The organism is Planktophila turicensis (SeqCode) (assembly GCF_965234405.1).
GTDB lineage: Bacteria > Actinomycetota > Actinomycetes > Nanopelagicales > Nanopelagicaceae > Planktophila > Planktophila turicensis.
The window spans coordinates 940,163-962,253 of sequence record NZ_OZ248346.1 but is presented as its reverse complement, the minus strand read 5'-3'; the positions used below and the strand labels follow the sequence as shown (position 1 = coordinate 962,253).

The following is a 22,091-nucleotide window of genomic DNA, read 5'->3' as shown; positions in this document are numbered from 1 at the left end:
CAGTTAGACTCCGCACCATGTCCTCCGAAAAGCGCGAACTCGCGTCGTCATTTCTTCCTGGCGATATCGAAGGCCCTCTGTACTCCAAATGGCTCGATGCTGGTTACTTCACCGCAGATGCAAATTCATCTAAAGAACCATTCACGATTGTTATCCCGCCTCCCAACGTAACCGGCAACCTTCACATCGGTCACGCGCTCGATCAGACTTTGCAAGATTGCTTAACTCGCATGAAGCGAATGCAAGGTTTCGAAGCTCTCTGGCTCCCCGGAATGGACCACGCAGGCATCGCAACCCAGAACGTTGTTGAAAAACAATTAGCCGTGCAAGGTCTTTCACGTCATGACCTAGGTCGCGAAGAATTCGTAAAGAAAGTCTGGGAATGGAAAGCTGAATCAGGCGGACAAATCCTTGGACAGATGAAGCGTCTCGGAGATTCTGTTGACTGGTCTCGTGAAGCATTCACAATGGATGACAATCTTTCGCAAGCAGTTCTCACAATCTTTAAGAAGCTCTTTGATCAAGGTCTTATCTATCGCGCCGAGCGCATCACCAACTGGTGCCCACGTTGCTTAACAGCACTTTCAGATATTGAAGTAGAACACCAAGATGATGCAGGCGAATTTGTTTCAGTTCGTTACGGCGAAGGCGAGCAGAGCATTGTTGTTGCCACAACTCGCGCCGAAACAATGATGGGCGATGGCGCGGTCGCTGTTCACCCAGACGATCCTCGCTATAAGCACATGATCGGCACTGAAGTTCTCCTGCCTCTTGTTAACCGCATGATTCCAATCATTGCTGACGAACTTGTAGACCCAGATTTCGGAACGGGCGCTGTAAAGGTCACAGCGGCTCACGACCCAAATGACTTTGAAATGGCTATGCGCCATAACGTTCCTTTTGTTGTCATCATGAACGAACACGGCATCATGGATGGCACAGGAACAGAATTCGATGGCATGGATCGCTTCGAGGCTCGCGTTGCTGTCGTTGCAAAGCTTAAAGAGATGGGTCGCGTAGTCGCAGAAAAGCGCCCATACATTCACGCAGTTGGGCACTGCTCACGTTGCAATACAACTGTTGAACCACGTCTTTCAAAGCAATGGTTCGTCAAAGTTGCACCACTTGCAAAGGCAGCAGGAGATGCTGTTCGCGATGGTCGCGTAAAGATTGAACCAGCAGAACTTTCACCACGTTACTTCGAGTGGGTCGACAACATGCACGACTGGTGTATTTCACGTCAGTTGTGGTGGGGTCACCGCATTCCTGTTTGGTACGGACCTAACGATGAGGTTATCGTTGTTGGCCCTGGCGAAACAGCACCAGCTGGTTACACACAAGATCCTGATGTTCTCGATACCTGGTTCTCATCTGCGCTCTGGCCATTCTCAACACTTGGTTGGCCGAACAACACAGCAGATGTAAAGAAGTTCTACCCAACCAGCGTTCTTGTAACTGGTTATGACATCTTGTTCTTCTGGGTAGCGCGCATGATGCTCTTCGGTCTCTTTGCAATGGATGGTGTTCCACCGTTCCACACAATCGTTCTGCACGGACTTGTGCGCGATCAGTTTGGCAAGAAGATGTCTAAGTCTCGCGGCAACGTTGTAGACCCACTTGAATTTATCGATAAGTACGGCGCTGATGCGCTTCGCTTTACTCTGGCTCGCGGTTCTAACCCAGGCAAGGATCAGGCGCTGGCTGAAGATTGGATTGCGGGTTCTCGTAACTTTGCAACCAAGCTCTGGAACGCAACTCGTTTTGCAATGATGAACGGTGCAACAATCGATGGACCGCTGCCTGCAACTGAGACACTTTCAGATATTGATAAGTGGGTACTTTCTCGCCTTGCTGAAACAACGGCGGAATACACATCGCTGATTGAAAATTATGAATTTGCTCGCGCTTGCGAATCTATCTACCACTTTGCTTGGGATGATCTCTGCGACTGGTACCTCGAACTTTCTAAGGAAGCATTCGCATCCGGAAATGCAGCAGCATCACAGCGCGTCTTGGGCCATGTTCTTGACACCCTCTTCCGATTGCTCCACCCAGTGATGCCATTTATTACTGAAACTATGTGGACCACGTTGACTGGGGGAGAAACCCTTGTCACCGCTGCCTGGCCAGTCGCTGATCCATCTCACATCAATAAGAAGTCAGAAGCACTTGTTGGCGAACTCCAGAAGATCATTACCGAAGTACGTCGCTTCCGTAACGATCAAGGCGTAAAGCCATCACAGAAAATTCCTGGCCGCATCATCGCCCCTGCCGATGTGACTGCATATTCAGGTGCGATGGCATTTCTGCTCAAGCTCGAACTTACTGAATTCACGCCAAGTGCATCTGTTGAAATCGGATCCATGAAGGTTGAACTCGATCTATCAGGAACTGTCGATGTCGTTGCAGAACGTGCACGTCTTGAAAAAGATCTTGCTACAGCGCAGAAGGATATGAAAACCGCTGAAGTGAAGTTGAGTAACGAAGGCTTTATGGCAAAAGCTCCTGCAAACGTTGTTGCAGAAATTAAAGAGCGCATGGCTGCAACATCTGCAGATATCGAGCGCATCACCGCACAACTTGCAGCGTTAAAGTAAATGACACATATTTCACCTGAAGATCAAGCACGCATTGATGCCATCGAACAGGCGCTACTAGCGCGCTGGCCAGAAACGCGTATCGAACCAACGCTCGAGCGCATTTCAGCCCTCGTAGATATTTTGGGTTCACCACAACTTACTTACCCAACAATTCATATTGGTGGAACAAACGGTAAGACCACGACATCACGCATGATTGATTCATTGCTTTTTGAGATGGGTCTTCGTACTGGTCGCTTTACTAGCCCCCATCTTGAAAGCTATCTCGAACGAATTGCAATTAATACTCAACCAATTGATGCCAAAGCGCTTATCTTCTCTTTCAACGATATTTCGGCATACCTTGATTTGATGGATACAAAGTTCGAACATCCAATCTCGTTCTTCGAAGCAATCACCGCACTTGCATTTGCCGCCTTTGCTGAGCACCCAATCGACGTTGGTGTCATCGAAGTTGGCATGGGCGGGCTGTGGGATGCGACAAACGTTGTCGATGCCGATGTTTCAGTGATCATGCCGATTGGCCTTGACCACACTGAATATCTTGGCGAAACTCTTACTGAGATAGCCCAGACCAAGGCTGGAATCATTAAAGAAGGTGGCTTTGTAGTTCTTGCACAGCAAGAGCCTGAGTGCGCTGTTGAACTTCTTAAGCAAGCAGCACTTGTTGGCGCCGATGTTGCTCGAGAAGGCATTGAGTACTCTGTAATTTCACGTTCAATCGCTGTGGGCGGTCAGCTACTTGCGATTCAAGGCGCAAAAGATGTGTACACCGATATCTTCATTCCACTTCATGGAAAGCACCAGGCATCAAATGCAGCCGCAGCCTTAGTAGCAGTTGAAGCGTTCTTCGGTGATCAAGAACTTGATATCGAAGCAGTTCGTGCTGGCTTTGCAAATGTGACATCACCCGGTCGCTGCGAAGTTGTGCATCGCGATCCAACAATAATTTTGGATGCAGCCCATAACCCACATGGCGCATCAGCACTCGCCGATACGATTCAAAACGAATTCACCTTCGATGATGTGATCGGAGTCTTCGCTCCCATGGGGGATAAGGATGTCCGCGGCATTCTGCTCGAGCTGGAACAGGTCATGGATTCAATTATCGTTACTGCGAATTCATCACCACGCGCCATGAAGGTCAACGAGCTCGAAACCATTGCCGCTGAAATATTTGGAATCGACCGAGTCTTCTCAGCGGACTCACTTACCGAGGCAATCGATAAGGCAATCAAGGATTCAATCCGCCCCTTGAGCGAAGACACTATTGGAATTTTAATTACTGGTTCTGTGGTGACAGCTGGCGAGGCTCGCACTATTCTTCATAAGAAATTCGCAAAGGAAGAGAAGTAATGCGCATTCTTGGTTCTGCAGTTCTCGTCATGGAGTTCTTTGTCATGGGTTTTGCGATGTTGCTTGCAAAAGATAACCACGAACCTTCAACAATTATCGCTGGGGCGATTATCGCAATCTTGATGCTTCTCACCCCAGGACTTCTCAAGAAGCGCACAGGTTGGATTCTCGGATCTATCTTGCAATTTCTGATGATTGGCTATGCCGTTGTGGTGCCTTCTATGGCCATCGTGGGGCTGATTTTCGGGGGACTCTGGATTGCAGCCATTGTGGTGGGGCGCAGGGGTGAGGCCATCCGCGCCGAACTCATGGCATCACGCACCCCCAACCCCTAATAGACTGCTCCCGTGAGCATAGAAAAGACACTCGTCCTAGTTAAGCCAGATGGCGTTGCACGTGGTTTGGTCGGCGAAGTCATCGCTCGTATCGAAGCTAAGGGTTACAAGATCGTTTCGCTTCGTATGTTGCAAGCAGATCGCGCGTTACTAGAAAAGCATTACGCAGAACACCAGGGCAAGCCATTCTTCGAACCACTTGTTGAATTCATGATGTCAGGTCCAATCGTTGCTCTCGTTGCTGAAGGCAATCGCGTCATCGAAGGCTTCCGTTCACTCGCAGGAGTAACAGATCCAACTGTTGCTGCTCCCGGAACTATCCGCGGAGACCTTGCTCGCGATCAAGGAACAAAGGTTGTACAAAATATTGTTCACGGTTCGGATTCACCAGAATCTGCAGCTCGTGAAATTGCTATCTTCTTCGAGGGGAAATAAATGTCTAACAGAATGTCATTCATCGGCCGCGATATGGCGGTTGACCTAGGTACTGCTAACACTCTTGTCTATGTGCGCGGTCGTGGCATTGTTCTTAACGAGCCATCAGTAGTTGCTGTGAACCAAGATACTGGCGGCATCCTTGCTGTTGGTCTTGAAGCGAAGAAGATGATTGGCCGCACCCCTGGCAACATCGTTGCTATCCGTCCACTTAAGGATGGCGTTATCGCAGACTTCGATACAACAGAGCGCATGCTCCGTTACTTCATCCAGAAAGTTCACCGTCGTAGCTACTTGGCTAAGCCACGTATTGTCGTTTGTGTTCCTTCAGGTATCACTGGCGTCGAACAGCGCGCTGTAAAAGATGCTGGCTATGCAGCTGGCGCACGCAAGGTTTACATCATCGAAGAACCGATGGCAGCTGCTATCGGTGCAGGTCTTCCAATCCACGAACCAACAGGCAACATGGTTGTTGATATTGGTGGCGGAACAACAGAAGTTGCAGTTATTTCACTCGGTGGAATCGTTACTGCGCTCTCGATCCGTATTGGTGGAGACGAGCTCGATCAGTCGATTATTAACTGGACTAAGCGCGAATACTCACTTCTCTTGGGTGAGCGCACAGCCGAAGAAATCAAGATGGCTATTGGTTCTGCTTACCCACTACAGGGTGAGAACGATGCAGAAATTCGCGGACGCGATCTAGCAACAGGCCTTCCAAAGACAATCGTTGTGACAGCTGCTGAAATCCGTAAGGCTCTTGAAGAACCTGTAAACCAGATTGTTAACGCAGTAAAGGCAACTCTCGATAAGTGCCCACCAGAACTTTCATCAGATCTTATGGATCGTGGAATCGTTCTTACAGGTGGAGGCGCACTTCTTAAGGGTCTTGATGAGCGTCTTCGTAAAGAGACAGGTATGCCAATCCACATTGCAGACCGCCCACTCGATGCAGTTGTCGAAGGTTCAGGTAAGTGCATTGAAGAGTTCGAAGCCCTTGAAAAGGTTTTGATCTCCGAGCCTCGTCGATAGGTAACCCCAAGTGCGCTACGGCGGCGACAACCGCGGTCGCTTACTCATCATCGTTTTAATTGTTACTTCGCTCTTCATGATTACTCTTGATCTGCGCGGTGTACAAGTAATCGATGGATTGCGCACAGGAACTCAGACAGCCCTCACACCAGTTCAAAAAGTTGGTTCATGGGCCGTCACGCCATTTCGAAACTTCTTCTCTGACGTCACCCACTTGGGTCGCACACGCAATCAGATTGAAAAGTTAAAGAGTGAGAACGACAAGCTTCGGTTAGCACTACTTAATCGCAAGATTGCTGATGCCCAACTCAAGCAGCTCAAGGGCGTTCTAAATCTGGCCGGAACTGCAGGTTATAAAGTCGTTAACGCTCGAGTAATTTCTCAAGGTTCAAGTACTTCATTTACTCAGACAATCACGATAGATGCAGGAACATCTTCAGGTATTCATACCAACATGACCGTGCTCTCTGGTTATGGTCTCGTTGGCGTAGTGAAGTACGCATATACAGATAGCGCACTTGTGCAGTTGGCATCTGACCCTGCATTCCGAATCGGTGCACGCATCGCCGGAAGTCAGCAGATTGGTATTTTGAGCGGCCAGGGAACCCGAAAAGGCGTTCTACAACTTCTCGATAACACCACCCAGGTTCGTAAAGGCGATGTACTTCTTGCTCGTGGAAGTCAGAACGGAAGGCCATTCGTACCAGGTGCACCTATCGGCGAAGTTACTTCCGTTGATAACTCACCAGGTGCTGTTACGCAAACAGCCGATGTGAAGTTCTATGCAAACTTTTCAACTCTTGGAGTTGTAGCCGTTGTTGTTTCAGGAATGTCTGTTGATCCTCGTGACTCCTTGGTTCCACCAAAGCCACGACCAACACCGATTCCGACCGTCACCGTCTATGCGACTCCGGGCGAACCTCAGCCAACTCCAACGAGCTAATCATGTCGCTACGTAGATTCTTTATCTCAGCACCCGTTTTCCTATTTATCTACTTGGCGCAAGAAGCCTTCGTGACGCAGTTAAGACTTCCTGCAGGCGGATTCAACTTACTTCTTATCGTCGCTCTCATCTGGGCAGCGTTGAGTACTCCTGAAATTGGAGCGCTCACCGGATTCGGTGCGGGCATCATGATGGATTTATCTCAAAGCGCACCAGGACCGCTTGGGCATTGGACACTTGTTTTGATTATCGCTTGCTATGCAATCGCATTCCTTGGTTACGGTGACGACAATATTCGTGGCAACCCCATCAATATCGTTCTCTTAACAACGATTGGTGTTGTTGCTGCGCAAGCAGTCTTCTTACTTTTGGGACTGATGCTTGGCCAAGAAATCGGAAGTATCCAGCATGTCTTATATCTTCTTGCCGGATCAGCCTTCTGGACAGCAATTATTTCTCCTCTAATTCTTAAAGTGATTTCTTACATTCACGCCTTAATCTTCGGATTGCGTTCGCAGCTATGAATCAACGTTCTCGACTCAACCTTCTCGTTATCCAAATTTTTATTGCCTCGTTGATGTTCGCCCTCTTCGGCCGTCTCTTCTATCTTCAAGTAGCCGCAGGTCCTAAATATCGCGATGCAGCGCTCAGCATTCAAAGCCGCGATGTTGTGACGCCTGCAAACCGTGGATTTATCGTTGATTCTTCAGGTGTTCCGATGGCCCTCAATAAAGTGGGGCTCGCCGTCACAGTAGACCGTACCAAAATTGATAAGTTGCCAGATAAGGGCGTTGCGGTAGTTCAAGATCTTGTTAATTTGCTCGGCTTAAATTTCGATGATGTCTGGCAACGTACGCGTCTATGCGGTGAACTTCCTAAAGGCAAGAAAGCGGGATGTTGGACAGGTTCACGCTTCCAACCGATTCCAATTACAAAGACTGCAGATCCGCAACTTGCTCTGCGCATTGTTGAGCGATCTGATCGCTACCCAGGAATTTCTGCAACACCACTTGCTATTAGAAGTTACCCAACAACGCTCGGACTTAATGGGGGACACGTTCTTGGGTATGTCGGTCCATTAACTGAAGCAGACCTAGCGGGCGCAAATGGACGTTCTTACTTTAGATCTGAATCGATTGGTAAGGCTGGACTTGAAACTGTCTATGACGAATATCTGCGTGGTGTTCCGGGCATCAAAACTTTTATCGTTGATCGCAAAGAAGCGGTAACTACGACAAGTAAGAACACTAAGCCAACTGCTGGAAACCATCTTGTTACTAGCCTTGATATACGTCTTCAGGCAGCAGCTGAAGCGGCACTTGCCGGTGCAGTAAAACGTGCACGAGGATCGGGATTCCGCGCCGATGGTGGAGCTGCTGTTGTTCTCGATGTGCGCAATGGACAGGTGTTGGCACTTGCTTCATATCCAACATTTGATCCCAATGCATTTGAAAAAGGCTTGAGCGTCCAAGAGGCGAATGATCTGTATAGCGAGTCAAACGGTGTACCTGCACTGAATCGTGCGCTTCAAGGTTTGTATGCACCAGCATCAACGTTTAAATCTGTTTCAATCATCGCTGCGAAAGATGCGGGATATAACCTCAACGCTTCCTATGCCTGCCCATCTGAAGTACAGGTCGGTACTCGCGCATTCCAAAACTTTGAAAGTAAGGCCCAAGGAACGCTCTCTATGAAGAAAGCTCTGGCCGTTTCTTGCGACACCATTTGGTATCGCATTGCCTACGACGAATGGCTTCGTGATGGTGGATTGAAGCCAAAATCAAACCCCAATGACTACTTCTTTAAGGCCGCGGCAAAGTTCAAGGTAGGCGAGAAGACTGGGGTTGATCTACCTTCAGAATCTGCTGGTCGCCTTGCAGATCGCGAGTGGCGCAAGGATTGGTATAGCCAGAATAAGGATTTCTATTGCAACTACAAAGCACGTGCCACTAAAGCTCAGCAGACACCATTCTTATTGCAGCTAGCGCGCGAAAACTGCATCGACGGTGACAAGATCCGTGCCGGTGACGCTGTTAACTTCTCGATTGGTCAGGGAGATACAGTCGTTACGCCGATTAAATTGGCACAGATGTATGCAGCGATTGCAAATGGTGGAACCATCTGGAAGCCAACTATTGCTAAGGCGATTGTGAAGACAGATGGAACTGTTCTTCGAACATTCAAGCCTGAAAAACTTGGTGACCTTGGCGTGGATCAAGAGACGCTCATATTCCTTCGAGATGCACTACGAGAAGTAACGGTTTCAGGAACAGCAGCCGGTGCATTTTCAGGATTCCCTGTGGCAACTGCGGGAAAGACTGGAACTGCACAAGTCTTCGGTCGAAATGCAAATGGCAGCGCAAAGGCAGATACATCTTGGTATGCATCATTCGCGCCCGCGAAGAATCCGCGTTACGCCGTTGTCATGATGGTGAGCCAGGGCGGATACGGATCAGGAACATCTGGTGTTGGTGTACGTCAGATCTATGAAGCGATTTTTGGTGCACAAGGTTCAACAGTAAAACCTGAATTGGCGCTTTTTCCTGCAGGAAAGCCACCGACAAAACTTCCGCGAATTTCACCTGCGACTAAGCCAAAGCCATCTATTCTCAATCCAGGAAAACCAAAGGCTGTTGCATCTGCAACTTCCGCACCTAAAGTGAAGGCGAAGGCGAAGCGATGAGTACATTCCTTAATCGCAATCCCTACCGCAGATCTCGTCGCGCATCAGTAACAGCAGGGTTTGACCCAGTTCTCACTGGCGCAGTTGCTCTCCTTTTAGTCATCGGAACCTTGCTTGTTTATGCAGCAACTCGTGAGTGGTATTCGGCAAACGGCCTTGATCCGCAGTATTACCTCAAGCGCCATGTCATCAATATTGTGATTGGCCTTGCGCTTGCGTGGGGGACAACGATTATTGATTACAGACTTCTACGCGCGTACACCCCATTCATCTGGGTTGCTGGTGTCTTCGGATTGATCTTGGTTCTGATTCCTGGCGTCGGTAGCGAAATTAACGGCGCGAAGGCGTGGATTCCACTTCCTGGTGGTTTCCAGATTCAGCCTGCTGAAATTGCAAAGATATCCATCATCATCGGTATTTCTATGTTGTTATCTGAACGCACGCATAACAGCGATGAACCAACTAACCAAGATGTACTCAAGGCACTTGGCGTTGCGGCGATCCCAATTCTTCTGATTCTCGCCCAGCCCGATATGGGAACTGTATTCATTATTAGCGCATCTGTTGTCACCATTCTCGCTGTTTCTGGTGCACCTACTCGATGGGTAGTCGGATTAGTTCTCTTGGCACTCATCGGTGGCTTCGTTGCAACGAAAGCTGGAATCATCAGTGATTACCAGGTGAAGCGTCTACAGTCTTTCGTTGATCCCAATGCAGATTCACAAGGCGCTGGCTATCAACTTCGCCAAGCACGTATCACTGTCGGATCTGGCGGACTTATTGGAACGGGCCTCTTTAACGGACCGCAAACAAATGGGCGTTTCGTTCCTGAACAACAGACTGACTTTATCTTTACAGTTGCTGGCGAAGAACTTGGATTTATCGGAAGTGGATTCATTATCTTCCTCCTCTTCCTTGTCCTGATGCGAGCCTTCGGAATTGCACGAAGAGCGACGGACCCTTACGGGACCTTGGTATGTACCGGAGTAATTGCCTGGTTTGCTTTTCAGATATTTGAAAATATTGGAATGACTCTGGGGCTTATGCCGATGACGGGCGTTCCCCTTCCATTCCTTTCTTATGGCGGATCGAGCATGTTTGCCAACCTCATTGGCTTTGGCCTTTTGCAGAACGTTCACGCAAGCCAGCGCAGCTAAATCACGCTCAAAATAGGTTTTCCTTAGCCTTTTCTGCCATAATTACCCCAACAGTTCAGCGCGGCCAGCGATCCTTATCGCGCCTGCGGCGGACTACAACAAAGGTTTTGTTCGTGAATGAATTTCATCTGCGGACCACGAGAATGCGTAGCTCCAGAACAATCTGGAAATACGCGCTAAAGGATTTGGTGCCATGGCTATTGAGCCAAAATCACCGCGTAAGCGCGCGGTTAAGAAATCAAGTAAGAAATCACTGAGCGCAGGTACTACACCTGAGCCAACAGAAGCGACTGCAGAAGTTACCGAAGCCGCTGCGCCTAAGCGTGCGAAGAAAGCTGCTGCAATTCCAGTTCCAATTTTCCAAGCAGCTCCTACTGAAGCCGCACCTAAGCGTGCGAAGAAAGCTGCAAAGGCTGACAAGCCTGCAAAGGCTGAAGAGAAGGAAGAAGTTTCAGCACCAGCTGCCGCATCTGATTCCGAAGATTCCGAAAGTCGTGGAAACCGTAACCGCCGTCGCCGTCGTGGTGGACGCGGTCGCCGTAAGCCAAATGGTGAAGGTGTAGATACACAAGAAGATTCCGATAACGAATCAGAAGATTCCTCTGAAGATTCAACCGAGAGCGCTGACGGCACCACACACCGCCGTCGCCGTCGCCGTCGCGCAACTGGCGAAGGCGTTACACCAGGTGAAACCATCGATGAAGATGGCGTTGTCACAGTTGTTAAGGTCCGCGAAGTCCGTGAAAAGACTGAGCGCCCATCACGTGATCGCTCAGAACGTGGAACTCGTAACCGCCGTGATCGCGACCGCGATCGTGGCCGCAGCGATTCTCGTGAATACCGCGAGCCATATCGCCGCCGTGGAACCATCATCACTGATGGCGAATTCTTAGCTCGTCGCGAAAACGTTGATCGCGAAATGGTTGTCCGCCAAGTTGGAGACCGTATACAGATTGCAGTTATCGAAGATAACGTGATGGTTGAACACTATGTAAACCGTAACGCCAACGTTTCATACGTTGGAAACGTTTATCTAGGTCGCGTTCAGAACGTTCTTCCTTCGATGGAAGCTGCATTCGTTGATATCGGCAAGGGCCGTAACGCTGTTTTGTACGCTGGTGAAGTTAACTGGGATGCAGCAGGTATCTCTGAATCTGAACCACGCAAGATTGAAATGGTTTTAAAGACAGGCCAGCCTGTTCTCGTTCAAGTTACTAAGGATCCAATTGGCCAAAAGGGTGCACGCCTGACAAGCCAGATTTCACTTCCAGGACGTTATGTTGTTTATGTTCCTGGTGGCGGGATGAGCGGTATCTCTAAGAGACTTCCTGAATCAGAGCGCTCACGTCTTAAGACAATCCTGAAGACACTTATTCCTGAAGATGCAGGCGTCATTGTTCGTACTGCAGCTGAAGGCGTATCTGAAGCTGAGCTGACTGCCGATGTCGAGCGCCTTAAAGCGCAATGGGAAGATATTTATCAGAAGTCAGTTAATCCAAACTTCCATGCACCGGCACTTCTGCTCTCAGAGCCAGATCTTGCTGTGCGCGTTATCCGCGATATCTTCAATGAAGATTTCCGCAAGCTCATCATTCAAGGTAACGAAGCCTGGGATGAGATCAGTTCATACCTTGGTTCGATTGCACCCGAACTCGTTTCTAAGATTGAAAAGTATTCAGGTAGCGGTGACTTGTTCGCTGATTACCGCGTTGAAGAACAACTTGCTAAGGCTTTTGATCGCAAGGTTTATCTACCTTCAGGTGGTTCTCTTGTTATCGACCGCACCGAGGCTATGGTTGTTATCGACGTTAACACCGGTAAGTTCATCGGTAAGGGTGGAAACCTCGAAGAGACAGTTACCAAGAACAACCTTGAAGCGGCAGAAGAAATTGCACGCCAACTTCGTCTTCGCGACTTAGGTGGAATTGTTGTTATCGACTTCATCGATATGGTTCTTGAATCAAACCGCGACGCAGTATTGCGCCGTTTGGTTGAATGTCTCGGTCGCGATCGCACCAAGCACCAGGTTGCTGAAGTAACTTCACTCGGACTTGTTCAGATGACACGTAAGCGCGTCGGACAGGGTCTCATCGAAGCATTCTCAACAACATGTGATTCATGTAATGGACGCGGAATCCATATCCATATGGATCCAGTGAAGATGAAGGCACCAATGCCTCAGGTAAATTCACAGAGCGCACATCACCCAGATGTTGAAGAAGATTCAGCAACCGACCACGAATTCCATGAAACCTTGAACGAAGAGGCCCCAGAAGAGGCCGAAGCGGTCACAACCCCTAAGGGAAAGCGCCGCCGCAGGGCCGCTAGCTCAGGGGTCATTACCGCCTAAGACCAGGGCCAATTTGACCCTGAGGGTACGAAATCCGTACTCTTAGCGTCTGCTCGAGCACGCCTCACGCGTGAATTGAGCTTGATGACTAATACGAAGAACTGAGGCAATGAGCATGTACGCAATCGTTAAAGCTGGCGGACGCCAGGAGAAGGTAACTGTTGGCGAGATCATCACCGTCGATCGCATCGACGCTGCTGCAGGCGCATCAGTTTCATTCCCGGCTCTCCTCGTAGTTGATGGCGCTAACGTCACAACTGATGTTGCTGCACTCTCAGCAGTGAAGGTAACTGGCGAAGTTATCGACGCAGTCAAGGGTCCAAAGATCGACATCCTTCGTTACAAGAACAAGACAGGCCATCGCCGTCGTCAAGGTTTCCGTGCACAGCACACACGAGTAAAGATCACCGCAATCAGCGGTGCTAAGTAAGCGAACCGGTTAAGGGAGCAAATAAATGGCAAGTAAGAAGGGTGTTTCCTCAACACGTAACGGTCGCGATTCAAACCCACAGTACCTCGGTATTAAGCGTTTCGGTGGCCAAGAAGTTAATGCAGGTGAAATTCTCGTACGTCAGCGTGGAACACACTTCCACCCAGGCAAGAACGTTGGACGCGGTAAGGATGACACTCTCTTCGCTCTCGCAGCAGGAGCAGTTGAATTCGGTCGCGCTCGCGGTCGCCGCGTAGTGAACGTAGTTCCTGCAGTTTAATTTAGGTTTCTCTTAAAGGAGCGGGCCGCATTTATCGCGGTCCGCTTTTTTATTTCAGCAAGCAACTAACAGAAGTAGCAACGAAGAAGGGGAGTGAAAAACAATGACATCGTTTATCGATAGCGTCACTCTCTTTGCCACTGCCGGAAAAGGTGGAGATGGTTGCGTCTCTGTAAAGCGCGAAAAATTTAAGCCACTTGGTGGACCAGATGGTGGCAATGGTGGTCGCGGTGGCGATGTCATTCTCGTCGTTGATTCATCTGTTACAACTCTTCTTGATTTCCACCACTCACCACATCGCAAGGCAACTTCTGGTCACCAGGGTTATGGCGATCGTAAAGATGGCGTTTCTGGTGAAGATCTCATCCTTCCTGTTCCTAATGGAACAGTTATCTACGATGAAGATGGCGAACAAATCGCAGATCTCATTGGTATCGGTACAACTTTTCTTGCAGCTCGTGGTGGACATGGCGGCCTCGGCAACCTTGCACTCTCATCATCAAAGCGTCGCGCACCAGGATTTGCTCTCCTTGGTGAACCAGGCGAAGAACGCAGACTTACTCTTCAACTTAAATCTGTAGCTGATATTGCTCTCGTTGGATTCCCAAGCGCCGGAAAGTCTTCGCTCATTGCAGCAATTTCTGCAGCACGTCCAAAGATTGCTGACTATCCATTTACAACACTGGTTCCAAACCTCGGCGTAGTTCAAGCAGGAGATACTCGCTTTACTGTGGCCGATGTTCCAGGACTTATTCCAGGAGCATCACAAGGCAAGGGGCTCGGACTTCAATTCCTTCGCCACGTCGAACGTTGTGTTGCGCTCGTTCATGTTCTTGACTGCGGAACTCTTGAAACAGATCGCAACCCAATCGATGACCTCGAAGCAATTGAAAACGAGCTTGCACTCTACGGTGGACTCGAAGATCGCGTTCGTATCGTTGCACTCAACAAAATTGATTTACCTGACGGTTCAGCAATGGCCGATATGGTTGAAGAACAACTTAAGGAAAAGGGTTACGAGGTCTATAAGGTTTCGGCTGCAAGCCGTGAAGGCCTGCAAGAACTTCTCTACTCAATGGCCCGCCTTGTTCAGCGCGAACGCGCAGAAGCTGCAAAGGAAGAGCGCGCTCGCATTATCTTGCGCCCAGTTGCAGTTGATGATTCAGGATTTACTGTTCAGAAGAATGGGGATGGATCATTTAGCGTTCGTGGACAGAAGGTTGTTCGCTGGGTTCGTCAGACGAACTTTAAGAATGCTGAAGCAATTGGTTACCTTGCAGATCGCCTCGCACAGCTCGGTGTTGAAAAGGAATTGTTTAAGAAGGGCGCAGTTGCTGGCTCTGAAGTTCGAATTGGCTCTGGCGATAATGAAGTTGTCTTCGAGTGGGAACCAACAATCGAAGCAGGCGCCGAACAACTTGCCGGCTTCCTGCACCGTCGCGGAGAAGATTCACGTCTTGAAGGCGCCTGGAATACCGTTGAAACTGAACGCGATCGTCTTTCAGATGAAGAAGTTGCTCGCCAATGGGAATACAACGTTGCCGAACCACATAACCCTGAGATTAAATTGACTCTCGATGAGATTGAAGAGAGCGAAACAGAAAGCAATGACAAGTGAACCGCGAGGCCATAACTAACGCTAAGCGCGTTGTTATCAAGATTGGCTCCTCATCGCTCACAGGTTCAGCTGGTTCTGAACTCGATCCACATGCAGTTCAAAAGATTGTTGATCTCGCTTTTTCACTCAAAAAGCGCGGAGCTGAAGTAGTAGTCGTCTCATCGGGCGCCATCGCTGCCGGTCTTTCACCACTCGGACTCAAAGTTCGTCCAAAGGATTTAGCTACGCAACAAGCTGCAGCATCTGTCGGCCAAGGTTTACTCATTGCGCAATACAGCGAGAAGTTCAAAGCCCATGGAGTTATTTCTTCTCAAGTCTTGCTCACAACTGAAGATGTCGTGCGTCGTTCACATTACGCAAATGCTCAGCAGACTCTGACAAAACTTCTCTCACTCGGCGTAGTTCCAGTCATTAATGAGAATGACACTGTTGGAACGCAAGAGATCCGCTTTGGCGATAACGATCGCCTTGCAGCACTTGTCGCACTCCTCATTCATGCGGATCTGTTAGTTCTGGTTTCAGATATCGATGCGCTCTATAACGCACCACCAAGCCAAGCGGGTGCGCAACCAATTCGCTATGTGGCAAATATGTCAGATATCGATTCAATCACTCTCGGTGGTGCAGGTTCAGCAGGCGTCGGCAGCGGGGGAATGGTTACTAAAGTCGAAGCTGCTCGCATCGCAACAAGTGCTGGTATTCCAATGCTTCTTACTTCTCTGAAAGAATCTGCAGAGGCAATCGCAGGTGCCGACTTCGGAACTTTCTTTGAAGCGCACACTTCAAAAGCGAATTCACGACTTCTCTGGCTTGCTCACGCATCAACTCCGCGTGGGCGTTTGATTCTCGATGATGGCGCAGTCACAGCAATTCTTGAACGTGGTGTCTCACTACTTCCTGCAGGAGTCACAGCGGTTGAGGGCGATTTCATTTCAGGCGACACGGTCGAACTCGCCTCAAAGGCCGGCAAAGTTATTGCACGTGGACTCGTTGCATTCGACTCTGAAGAAATCCCGCAGATGCTCGGACGTTCTACCAAGGAACTTGCTGCATCACTTGGCGCTGAATACGAGCGCGAACTTGTACATAGAGATGATTTAGTTCTTCTCTGAAATTGCCTTCAAAACATCCGTAATCTTTGGGCTTATTCCATCGGCACTTGTTGGTAGATCGCTAAGTTTCACGATTACCGTCTTATTGGCTGGATCTTGATACACGTACTGGCCATGCAATCCGAGCATCAAATTAATTCCAGGATACGGATGCCACATCTGTGCGCTATAGCCCCAGCCGTAATCCAATGTCACAACAGGTGTGGAAAGTCGCTTTAACCAGGCCGAACTCGCAATCTTTGGATTTCCGGTCATAAGTGCCTGACCAACGCGCGCGTAATCACGAGCAATCGCATTGAAGCAACAGAATGCTTTTTCATGACCATTCAATTTATCTACGTTCCACGTTGCATCAAAATCCGCACCCATAGGTTGCCAGATCCGGTTCGTCATCTCCATTGCAAGATCGTTTCCGGTAAGTCGTTGTATGACGAGACCCAGCATCAAAGTATTGACGCTTCGATATTCAGCAAATGTGCCTGGTTCTTCTCGCATCTTGCGATTGTTCATTAACCACCAGTTTGAATCGGTGGATGCATACATCTGTGCAATGGCCACACCCCAACCAGCAGGGCCAGAAGGGTAGTTATCTGAGACACCGATACCGGAATTCATATCAAGCAAATCCTTAATCGTCACCTTGTCGAAAGATGAGTTAGCTTTGAATTCAGGTAACAGGCTTACAAATGTATCGCTCTCGCGCAATTTGCCTTCATCAATTAATTGGCCAATAAGTAGCGAAGTCATTGTCTTGGCTACTGAGTAAGAAGGGAGGATGGTCTTATTTGTTTTACCGTTGTAATAACCCTCGAATGTTATTTTTCCATCGCGAACGATGATGAAAGCATTTGTCTTTGTTTCTTTAAGAAATTCATCGAATGAAATCTTCTTGCCATCATAGGTGACATCGCCAACCACTTCAGGTTTTCCGTTCTTCCATGGCGCAAAGGTCGATGGAGCAGCGACAATCCAATGAAAAGGCATGAGATCGGGAGTCTTGGATGCTGGAGCAAGGCCGAGCTTGATTGTTGCTATGGGCTCTGGATAACGAATCGCCTTGGTCAGACCAAAGAGGGCGAGATAGATAACGAGTACAACGATGACTACCCTGCGGATTAATTTCAGCACAGTAAAATCGTAACTCCCGATAGGCTTATTCCCATGGACGCAGTGCAGATTGTCGGAGAGTTAGCGCTCAAGGCTCGCAAAGCTTCGCGCTCACTTTCTACTGCAACGGGTGCTGAACGCAAGGCAGCACTCGAGGCTATTGCGCAGGCAATTGAATCTCGCAGCGCTGAAATTCTTGCTGCCAATGAAATTGATATGAATAACGCTCGCGCAGAAGGTATGCACCCACAGATGCAAGATCGCTTGCTTCTTACCGCAGATCGAATTAAAGGAATGGCTGGGGGAGCGCGCCAAGTTGCAGCTCTTCCTGATCCACTTGGTCAAATACTTCGTAAATCAACTCTTCCTAATGGCCTCGAGCTTGAACAAATCTCAGTCCCATTCGGAGTTATTGGAATGGTCTATGAAGCTCGTCCAAATGTGACTGTAGATGCTGCTGTCATTCTCTTGATGTCTGGAAATGCAGCCCTGTTGCGCGGTTCATCAACGGCACGTAATAGCAATGAGATTCTCGTAAACGTCATGCGTGATGCGCTTTCACAGACCAAGATTTCACCTGATGTGCTTCAGCTAATTCCATCCGAAGATCGCGCGACCACTAAGGCTTTACTTACGGCCCGTGGAAAGGTCGATCTCGTTATTCCTCGTGGGAGTGCGGCTCTTATTCGCATGGTCGTAGATGAAGCAACTGTGCCAACAATCGAAACTGGCGCTGGCGTATGTCATGTATATATCGATGAGTTTGCAGATATCGAAAAAGCTTTACCAATTGTGATTAACTCAAAGACTCATCGACCAAGCGTCTGTAATGCAGCCGAGACTTTATTGGTCCACAAATCGATTGCCCCAACATTCTTACCTATGGCACTCAAGGCACTCAGCGATGCTGGCGTTATTTTGCACTCAGATGCCACAGCGCAGAAAGTCGCCGATACATTCAAGATTGCATCAACAATCGCAACAGAAGAGAACTGGTCTACCGAATACGGCGTTCTTGAGATGAATGTGGCTGTAGTCGATTCCGTTGATGCTGCTGCAGATCACATCGCTCAATACGGCACCAACCACACCGAAGCGATTGTTACCGAAAATAAGGACAACGCTGCACGTTTCATCGCGCTCTCAGATTGCGCCGCTGTAATGGTCAATACATCTACTCGTTTCACCGATGGAGAGCAGATGGGCTTTGGCGCTGAGATCGGAATCTCTAATCAGAAGTTGCATGCACGAGGACCAATGGGCCTTGAGGCAATGACAACAACCACATGGATTGTTACGGGCGACGGGCAGATTCGCTCTTAAAGAGCTCTTTTTATAGACTGCGACCATGAGCAGCCTCTCCCGCGATGATGTCGCAAAGCTTGCAGGCCTAGCCCGCATTGAGATGACCGAGTCAGAACTAGTCGAACTCTCTTCACAATTTGGAATGATTCTCGACGCTGTAGCTCGGGTGCAAGAGATGGATCTATCTGGCGTGAAGGCAACTTCGCACCCACAACCTCTTGAAAATATTGCACGCCCCGATGTTGTTCTTCCAAGCCTGTCTCCTGAAGATGCGCTCTCTGGCGCACCTGCGCAAGAAGAATCTCGTTTCCGTGTTCCGCAGATTTTGGGTGAAGCTGAATGATTAATCAGACCGCTGCTCAAATGGCTGGCGCCCTTGCAAAGGGCGAGACAACTTCTGTTGAACTCACCCAAGCACACCTTGACCGCATTGCTGCAGTTGATGGCCAAGTAAAAGCTTTCTTGCATGTCGACTCTGAAGGTGCGCTTGCTCAAGCAAAAGATGTTGATGCACGTCGCGCCAAGGGTGAAAAACTTTCTCCAATCGCAGGTGTTCCACTTGCACTTAAAGATGTTCTTGCACAGAAGGGCGTTCCAACAACTGCAGGTTCGAAGATTCTGCAGGGATGGCGTCCACCGTATGACTCAACAGTTGTCAGCAAACTTAAAGATGCTGGCGTTGTCATCATGGGTAAGACAAATATGGATGAATTTGCAATGGGTTCATCGACCGAAAATTCAGGATACGGGCCAACATTTAACCCTTGGGATCTAAGCCGCACACCAGGTGGATCATCAGGCGGATCAGCTGCAGCCGTTTCTTCATTTGAAGCACCTCTGGCGATTGGTTCAGATACTGGTGGATCTATCCGTCAACCGGCAGCGCTGACAGGAATCGTTGGAGTTCGTCCAACATACGGTGCTGTTTCACGTTTTGGTCTGATTGCATACTCATCAAGCCTTGATCAAGCAGGTCCTTTCGGTCGCACAGTTTTGGATACAGCACTTCTTCACGAAGTTATGGCTGGACATGATGCAAAGGATGCAACAAGCATCAACGCACCTGTTCCTGCAGTTGTAAACGCGGCAAAGAGCGGTGATGTAAAGGGAATGAAGATTGGCGTTATCAAGCAGTTGCAAGGCGAGGGATATCAAAAGGGCGTGCAAACACGCTTTGATGAATCACTGCAGGTTCTTGCATCCCTTGGCGCAGAAATCGTTGAAGTAGATTGCCCAAGCTTTGAATACGCACTTGCTGCTTATTACTTAATCGCACCATCAGAATGTTCTTCCAACCTTGCACGCTTTGATGCAATGCGTTACGGCCTTCGCACTGGCGATGTCGATGGCGCTTCTGCTGAAGCAGTTATGAGCGCTACTCGCGATGCTGGTTTCGGCCGCGAAGTAAAGCGCCGCATCATCCTTGGTACATACGCTCTCTCTTCAGGTTATTACGATGCTTACTACGGAAGCGCGCAGAAGATTCGTACCTTGATTATTCAAGATTACGCAAAGGCTTTTGCTCAGGCAGATGTTCTGGTCTCACCAACTGCGCCAACTACCGCATACAGGATCGGCGAAAAGGTCGATGACCCAATGGCTATGTACTTAGGCGATGTTGCAACAATTCCTGTAAACCTTGCCGGTATCTGCGGAATGTCACTTCCTGCAGGTCTTGCCGATGAAGATAACTTGCCAGTTGGTTTCCAGATTATGGCTCCAGCCATGCAAGATCAGCGTTTGTACCAAGCAGGCGCAGCACTTGAAGCAGCGCTTCTTTCAAAGTGGGGCGCACCAATTCTTTCCAAGGCACCAGAGTTGAAGGGAGCGAAGTGATGGCTCTTCCAACATATGACGAGGTAATTGCTAAGTGGGATCCTGTATTGGGTCTTGAAGTTCACGTCGAACTCAATACCAACAGCAAGATGTTCTGTTCTTGCGCTACTGAATTCGGTGGGGCTCCTAACACTCAGACATGCCCTGTCTGTTTGGCACTGCCTGGCGCACTTCCTGTTGTTAACGAAAAGGCGATTGAATCCACGATCCTCATTGGCCTTGCACTTAACTGCAAGATTGCTCCTTACAGCCGCTTTGCTCGTAAGAATTACTTCTATCCAGATATGCCAAAGAACTTCCAGATTTCCCAGTACGACGAACCAATCTGCTTTGATGGTTACGTCGATGTTGAGATCGATACAGAAGAAGGCCCAAAGCAGTTCCGTATTGAAATCGAACGCGTACACATGGAAGAAGACACCGGAAAGTCACTTCACGTAGGTGGAGCAACTGGTCGTATTCACGGCGCCGATTACTCACTGCTCGATTACAACCGCGCGGGTATTCCTCTGGTTGAAATCGTTACCAAAATTGTTCCTGGCACCGGCAAGTACGCCCCAGAAGTTGCAAAGGCATATGTTGCAGAACTGCGCGACATTTTGCGCGGCCTCAAGGTTTCCGATGTAAAGATGGAACAAGGCTCACTTCGCTGCGATGCCAACGTGTCCTTGAAGCCGATCGGCTCTGATGTATTGGGTACACGTTCTGAAACAAAGAACGTTAACTCTCTTCGATCTGTTGAGCGCGCAATCCGCGGTGAAATGATTCGCCATGCAGAGCTTCTCAATGAAGGCAAGAAAGTTAAGCAAGAGACTCGTCACTTCCAAGAAGATACTGGGCTCACTCGCTCAGGTCGTTCCAAGGAGCAGGCTGAGGATTACCGCTACTTCCCAGATCCAGATTTGGTTCCAGTAACACCTGCAGCAGCTTGGATCGAAGAGCTTCGCGCAACGCTTCCAGAGCGCCCATCTCTTCGCCGTAAGCGCATCAAGGAAGAGTGGAACGTTCCTGATAAAGAGATGGAAGCGATGATTAACGCTGACGTTCTCGATATCGTTGAAGCAACTGTTCTTCTTGGTGCAGATCCAACTAAGGCGCGCACATGGTGGCTTGGTGAAATTTCACGTATTGCTAACGATCAGAACGTTGCTATCGCAGACCTTGCAATCACACCTGCTGATGTTGCAGAACTTGTAGCTCTCGTTGCAAGTGGTGACCTCACCGACAAACTTGCTCGCCAAGTGGTTGAAGGCGTCATTGCTGGTGAAGGAAAGCCATCAGAAGTTGTCGCAAAGCGCGGAATCAAAGTTGTTAACGACGATGGCGCACTCATGGCTGCCATTGAAAAGGTTTGTACTGAACAAGCTGATACAGCCGAGAAAGTTCGCGGGGGACACCTTCCCGCAGCTGGCGCGTTGATCGGTGCAGTAATGAAGGAGACCAAGGGTCAAGCAGATGCCGCCAAGGTGCGCGAGCTTCTCCTCAAATTCCTTGGTCAATAAATACTCAAAG

At 49.1% G+C, this 22,091-nt stretch carries 19 protein-coding genes; 18 read left to right on the top strand and 1 reads right to left on the bottom strand.

Annotated elements, in window-relative coordinates; genetic code table 11:
- The first annotated feature begins 17 nt into the window (after positions 1-17).
- The 14 genes from AC8GFK_RS04895 (at position 18) to proB (ending at position 16,331) form a co-directional block, all read left to right on the top strand.
- A complete protein-coding gene (locus AC8GFK_RS04895) occupies positions 18-2,597 on the top strand; it encodes a valine--tRNA ligase (protein WP_506624886.1) in 2,580 nt (859 codons plus the stop codon).
- Complete coding sequence (locus AC8GFK_RS04890) at positions 2,598-3,956, top strand: bifunctional folylpolyglutamate synthase/dihydrofolate synthase (RefSeq protein ID WP_506624885.1); 1,359 nt, start codon at positions 2,598-2,600, stop codon at positions 3,954-3,956.
- Positions 3,956-4,291: a DUF4233 domain-containing protein gene (locus AC8GFK_RS04885; protein ID WP_506624884.1), complete on the top strand. Its 336-nt coding sequence runs from the start codon at positions 3,956-3,958 to the stop codon at positions 4,289-4,291. The genes AC8GFK_RS04890 and AC8GFK_RS04885 overlap by 1 nt, the downstream gene beginning before the upstream one ends.
- A 12-nt stretch (positions 4,292-4,303) precedes the next feature.
- Positions 4,304-4,726 (top strand): nucleoside-diphosphate kinase, encoded by a 423-nt coding sequence (ndk, locus tag AC8GFK_RS04880; protein ID WP_095673778.1) that lies wholly within the window; start codon positions 4,304-4,306, stop codon positions 4,724-4,726.
- Positions 4,727-5,758 (top strand): rod shape-determining protein, encoded by a 1,032-nt coding sequence (locus AC8GFK_RS04875; protein WP_095531195.1) that lies wholly within the window; start codon positions 4,727-4,729, stop codon positions 5,756-5,758. It begins immediately after the preceding gene.
- A 10-nt stretch (positions 5,759-5,768) separates the two neighbouring features.
- A complete protein-coding gene (mreC, locus tag AC8GFK_RS04870; RefSeq protein ID WP_095673777.1) occupies positions 5,769-6,701 on the top strand; it encodes a rod shape-determining protein MreC in 933 nt (310 codons plus the stop codon).
- Positions 6,702-6,703: 2 nt separating this feature from the next.
- Positions 6,704-7,225, top strand: a complete 522-nt coding sequence (gene mreD, locus AC8GFK_RS04865) for a rod shape-determining protein MreD (protein WP_095673776.1) — start codon at positions 6,704-6,706, stop codon at positions 7,223-7,225.
- Positions 7,222-9,384, top strand: coding sequence for a penicillin-binding protein 2 (gene mrdA / locus AC8GFK_RS04860; RefSeq protein WP_506624883.1), 2,163 nt, complete (start codon positions 7,222-7,224; stop codon positions 9,382-9,384). Before mreD ends, mrdA begins: the two co-directional genes overlap by 4 nt.
- Entirely contained in the window at positions 9,381-10,541 is a 1,161-nt protein-coding gene (rodA, locus tag AC8GFK_RS04855) for a rod shape-determining protein RodA (protein WP_095673774.1), read from the top strand. The genes mrdA and rodA overlap by 4 nt, the downstream gene beginning before the upstream one ends.
- 193 nt (positions 10,542-10,734) lie before the next feature.
- Positions 10,735-12,891, top strand: coding sequence for an Rne/Rng family ribonuclease (locus tag AC8GFK_RS04850; RefSeq protein WP_506624882.1), 2,157 nt, complete (start codon positions 10,735-10,737; stop codon positions 12,889-12,891).
- 115 nt (positions 12,892-13,006) lie between these two features.
- Positions 13,007-13,321 (top strand): 50S ribosomal protein L21, encoded by a 315-nt coding sequence (rplU, locus tag AC8GFK_RS04845; RefSeq protein WP_095531201.1) that lies wholly within the window; start codon positions 13,007-13,009, stop codon positions 13,319-13,321.
- Positions 13,322-13,346: 25 nt separating this feature from the next.
- Positions 13,347-13,601: a 50S ribosomal protein L27 gene (gene rpmA, locus AC8GFK_RS04840; RefSeq protein ID WP_017954955.1), complete on the top strand. Its 255-nt coding sequence runs from the start codon at positions 13,347-13,349 to the stop codon at positions 13,599-13,601.
- A gap of 103 nt (positions 13,602-13,704) precedes the next feature.
- Positions 13,705-15,219, top strand: coding sequence for a GTPase ObgE (gene obgE, locus AC8GFK_RS04835; protein ID WP_506624881.1), 1,515 nt, complete (start codon positions 13,705-13,707; stop codon positions 15,217-15,219).
- Positions 15,216-16,331, top strand: coding sequence for a glutamate 5-kinase (gene proB / locus AC8GFK_RS04830; protein WP_506624880.1), 1,116 nt, complete (start codon positions 15,216-15,218; stop codon positions 16,329-16,331). The genes obgE and proB overlap by 4 nt, the downstream gene beginning before the upstream one ends.
- Here the strand turns inward: proB and AC8GFK_RS04825 are convergent.
- Positions 16,317-17,459: a serine hydrolase domain-containing protein gene (locus AC8GFK_RS04825; protein WP_506624879.1), complete on the bottom strand. Its 1,143-nt coding sequence runs from the start codon at positions 17,457-17,459 to the stop codon at positions 16,317-16,319. The two genes, proB and AC8GFK_RS04825, sit on opposite strands and share 15 nt — an antisense overlap.
- A 33-nt stretch (positions 17,460-17,492) precedes the next feature.
- Between AC8GFK_RS04825 and AC8GFK_RS04820 the strand changes: the two genes are divergently transcribed.
- The 4 genes from AC8GFK_RS04820 to gatB are packed head-to-tail and all read left to right on the top strand — an operon-like array spanning position 17,493 to position 22,081.
- Positions 17,493-18,761 (top strand): glutamate-5-semialdehyde dehydrogenase, encoded by a 1,269-nt coding sequence (locus tag AC8GFK_RS04820; RefSeq protein ID WP_506624878.1) that lies wholly within the window; start codon positions 17,493-17,495, stop codon positions 18,759-18,761.
- Positions 18,762-18,786: 25 nt separating this feature from the next.
- Positions 18,787-19,086, top strand: coding sequence for an Asp-tRNA(Asn)/Glu-tRNA(Gln) amidotransferase subunit GatC (gatC, locus tag AC8GFK_RS04815; protein ID WP_095531205.1), 300 nt, complete (start codon positions 18,787-18,789; stop codon positions 19,084-19,086).
- Positions 19,083-20,579, top strand: coding sequence for an Asp-tRNA(Asn)/Glu-tRNA(Gln) amidotransferase subunit GatA (gene gatA / locus AC8GFK_RS04810; RefSeq protein ID WP_506624877.1), 1,497 nt, complete (start codon positions 19,083-19,085; stop codon positions 20,577-20,579). The genes gatC and gatA overlap by 4 nt, the downstream gene beginning before the upstream one ends.
- Complete coding sequence (gene gatB, locus AC8GFK_RS04805) at positions 20,579-22,081, top strand: Asp-tRNA(Asn)/Glu-tRNA(Gln) amidotransferase subunit GatB (protein ID WP_506624876.1); 1,503 nt, start codon at positions 20,579-20,581, stop codon at positions 22,079-22,081. Before gatA ends, gatB begins: the two co-directional genes overlap by 1 nt.
- Positions 22,082-22,091 lie beyond the last annotated feature (10 nt).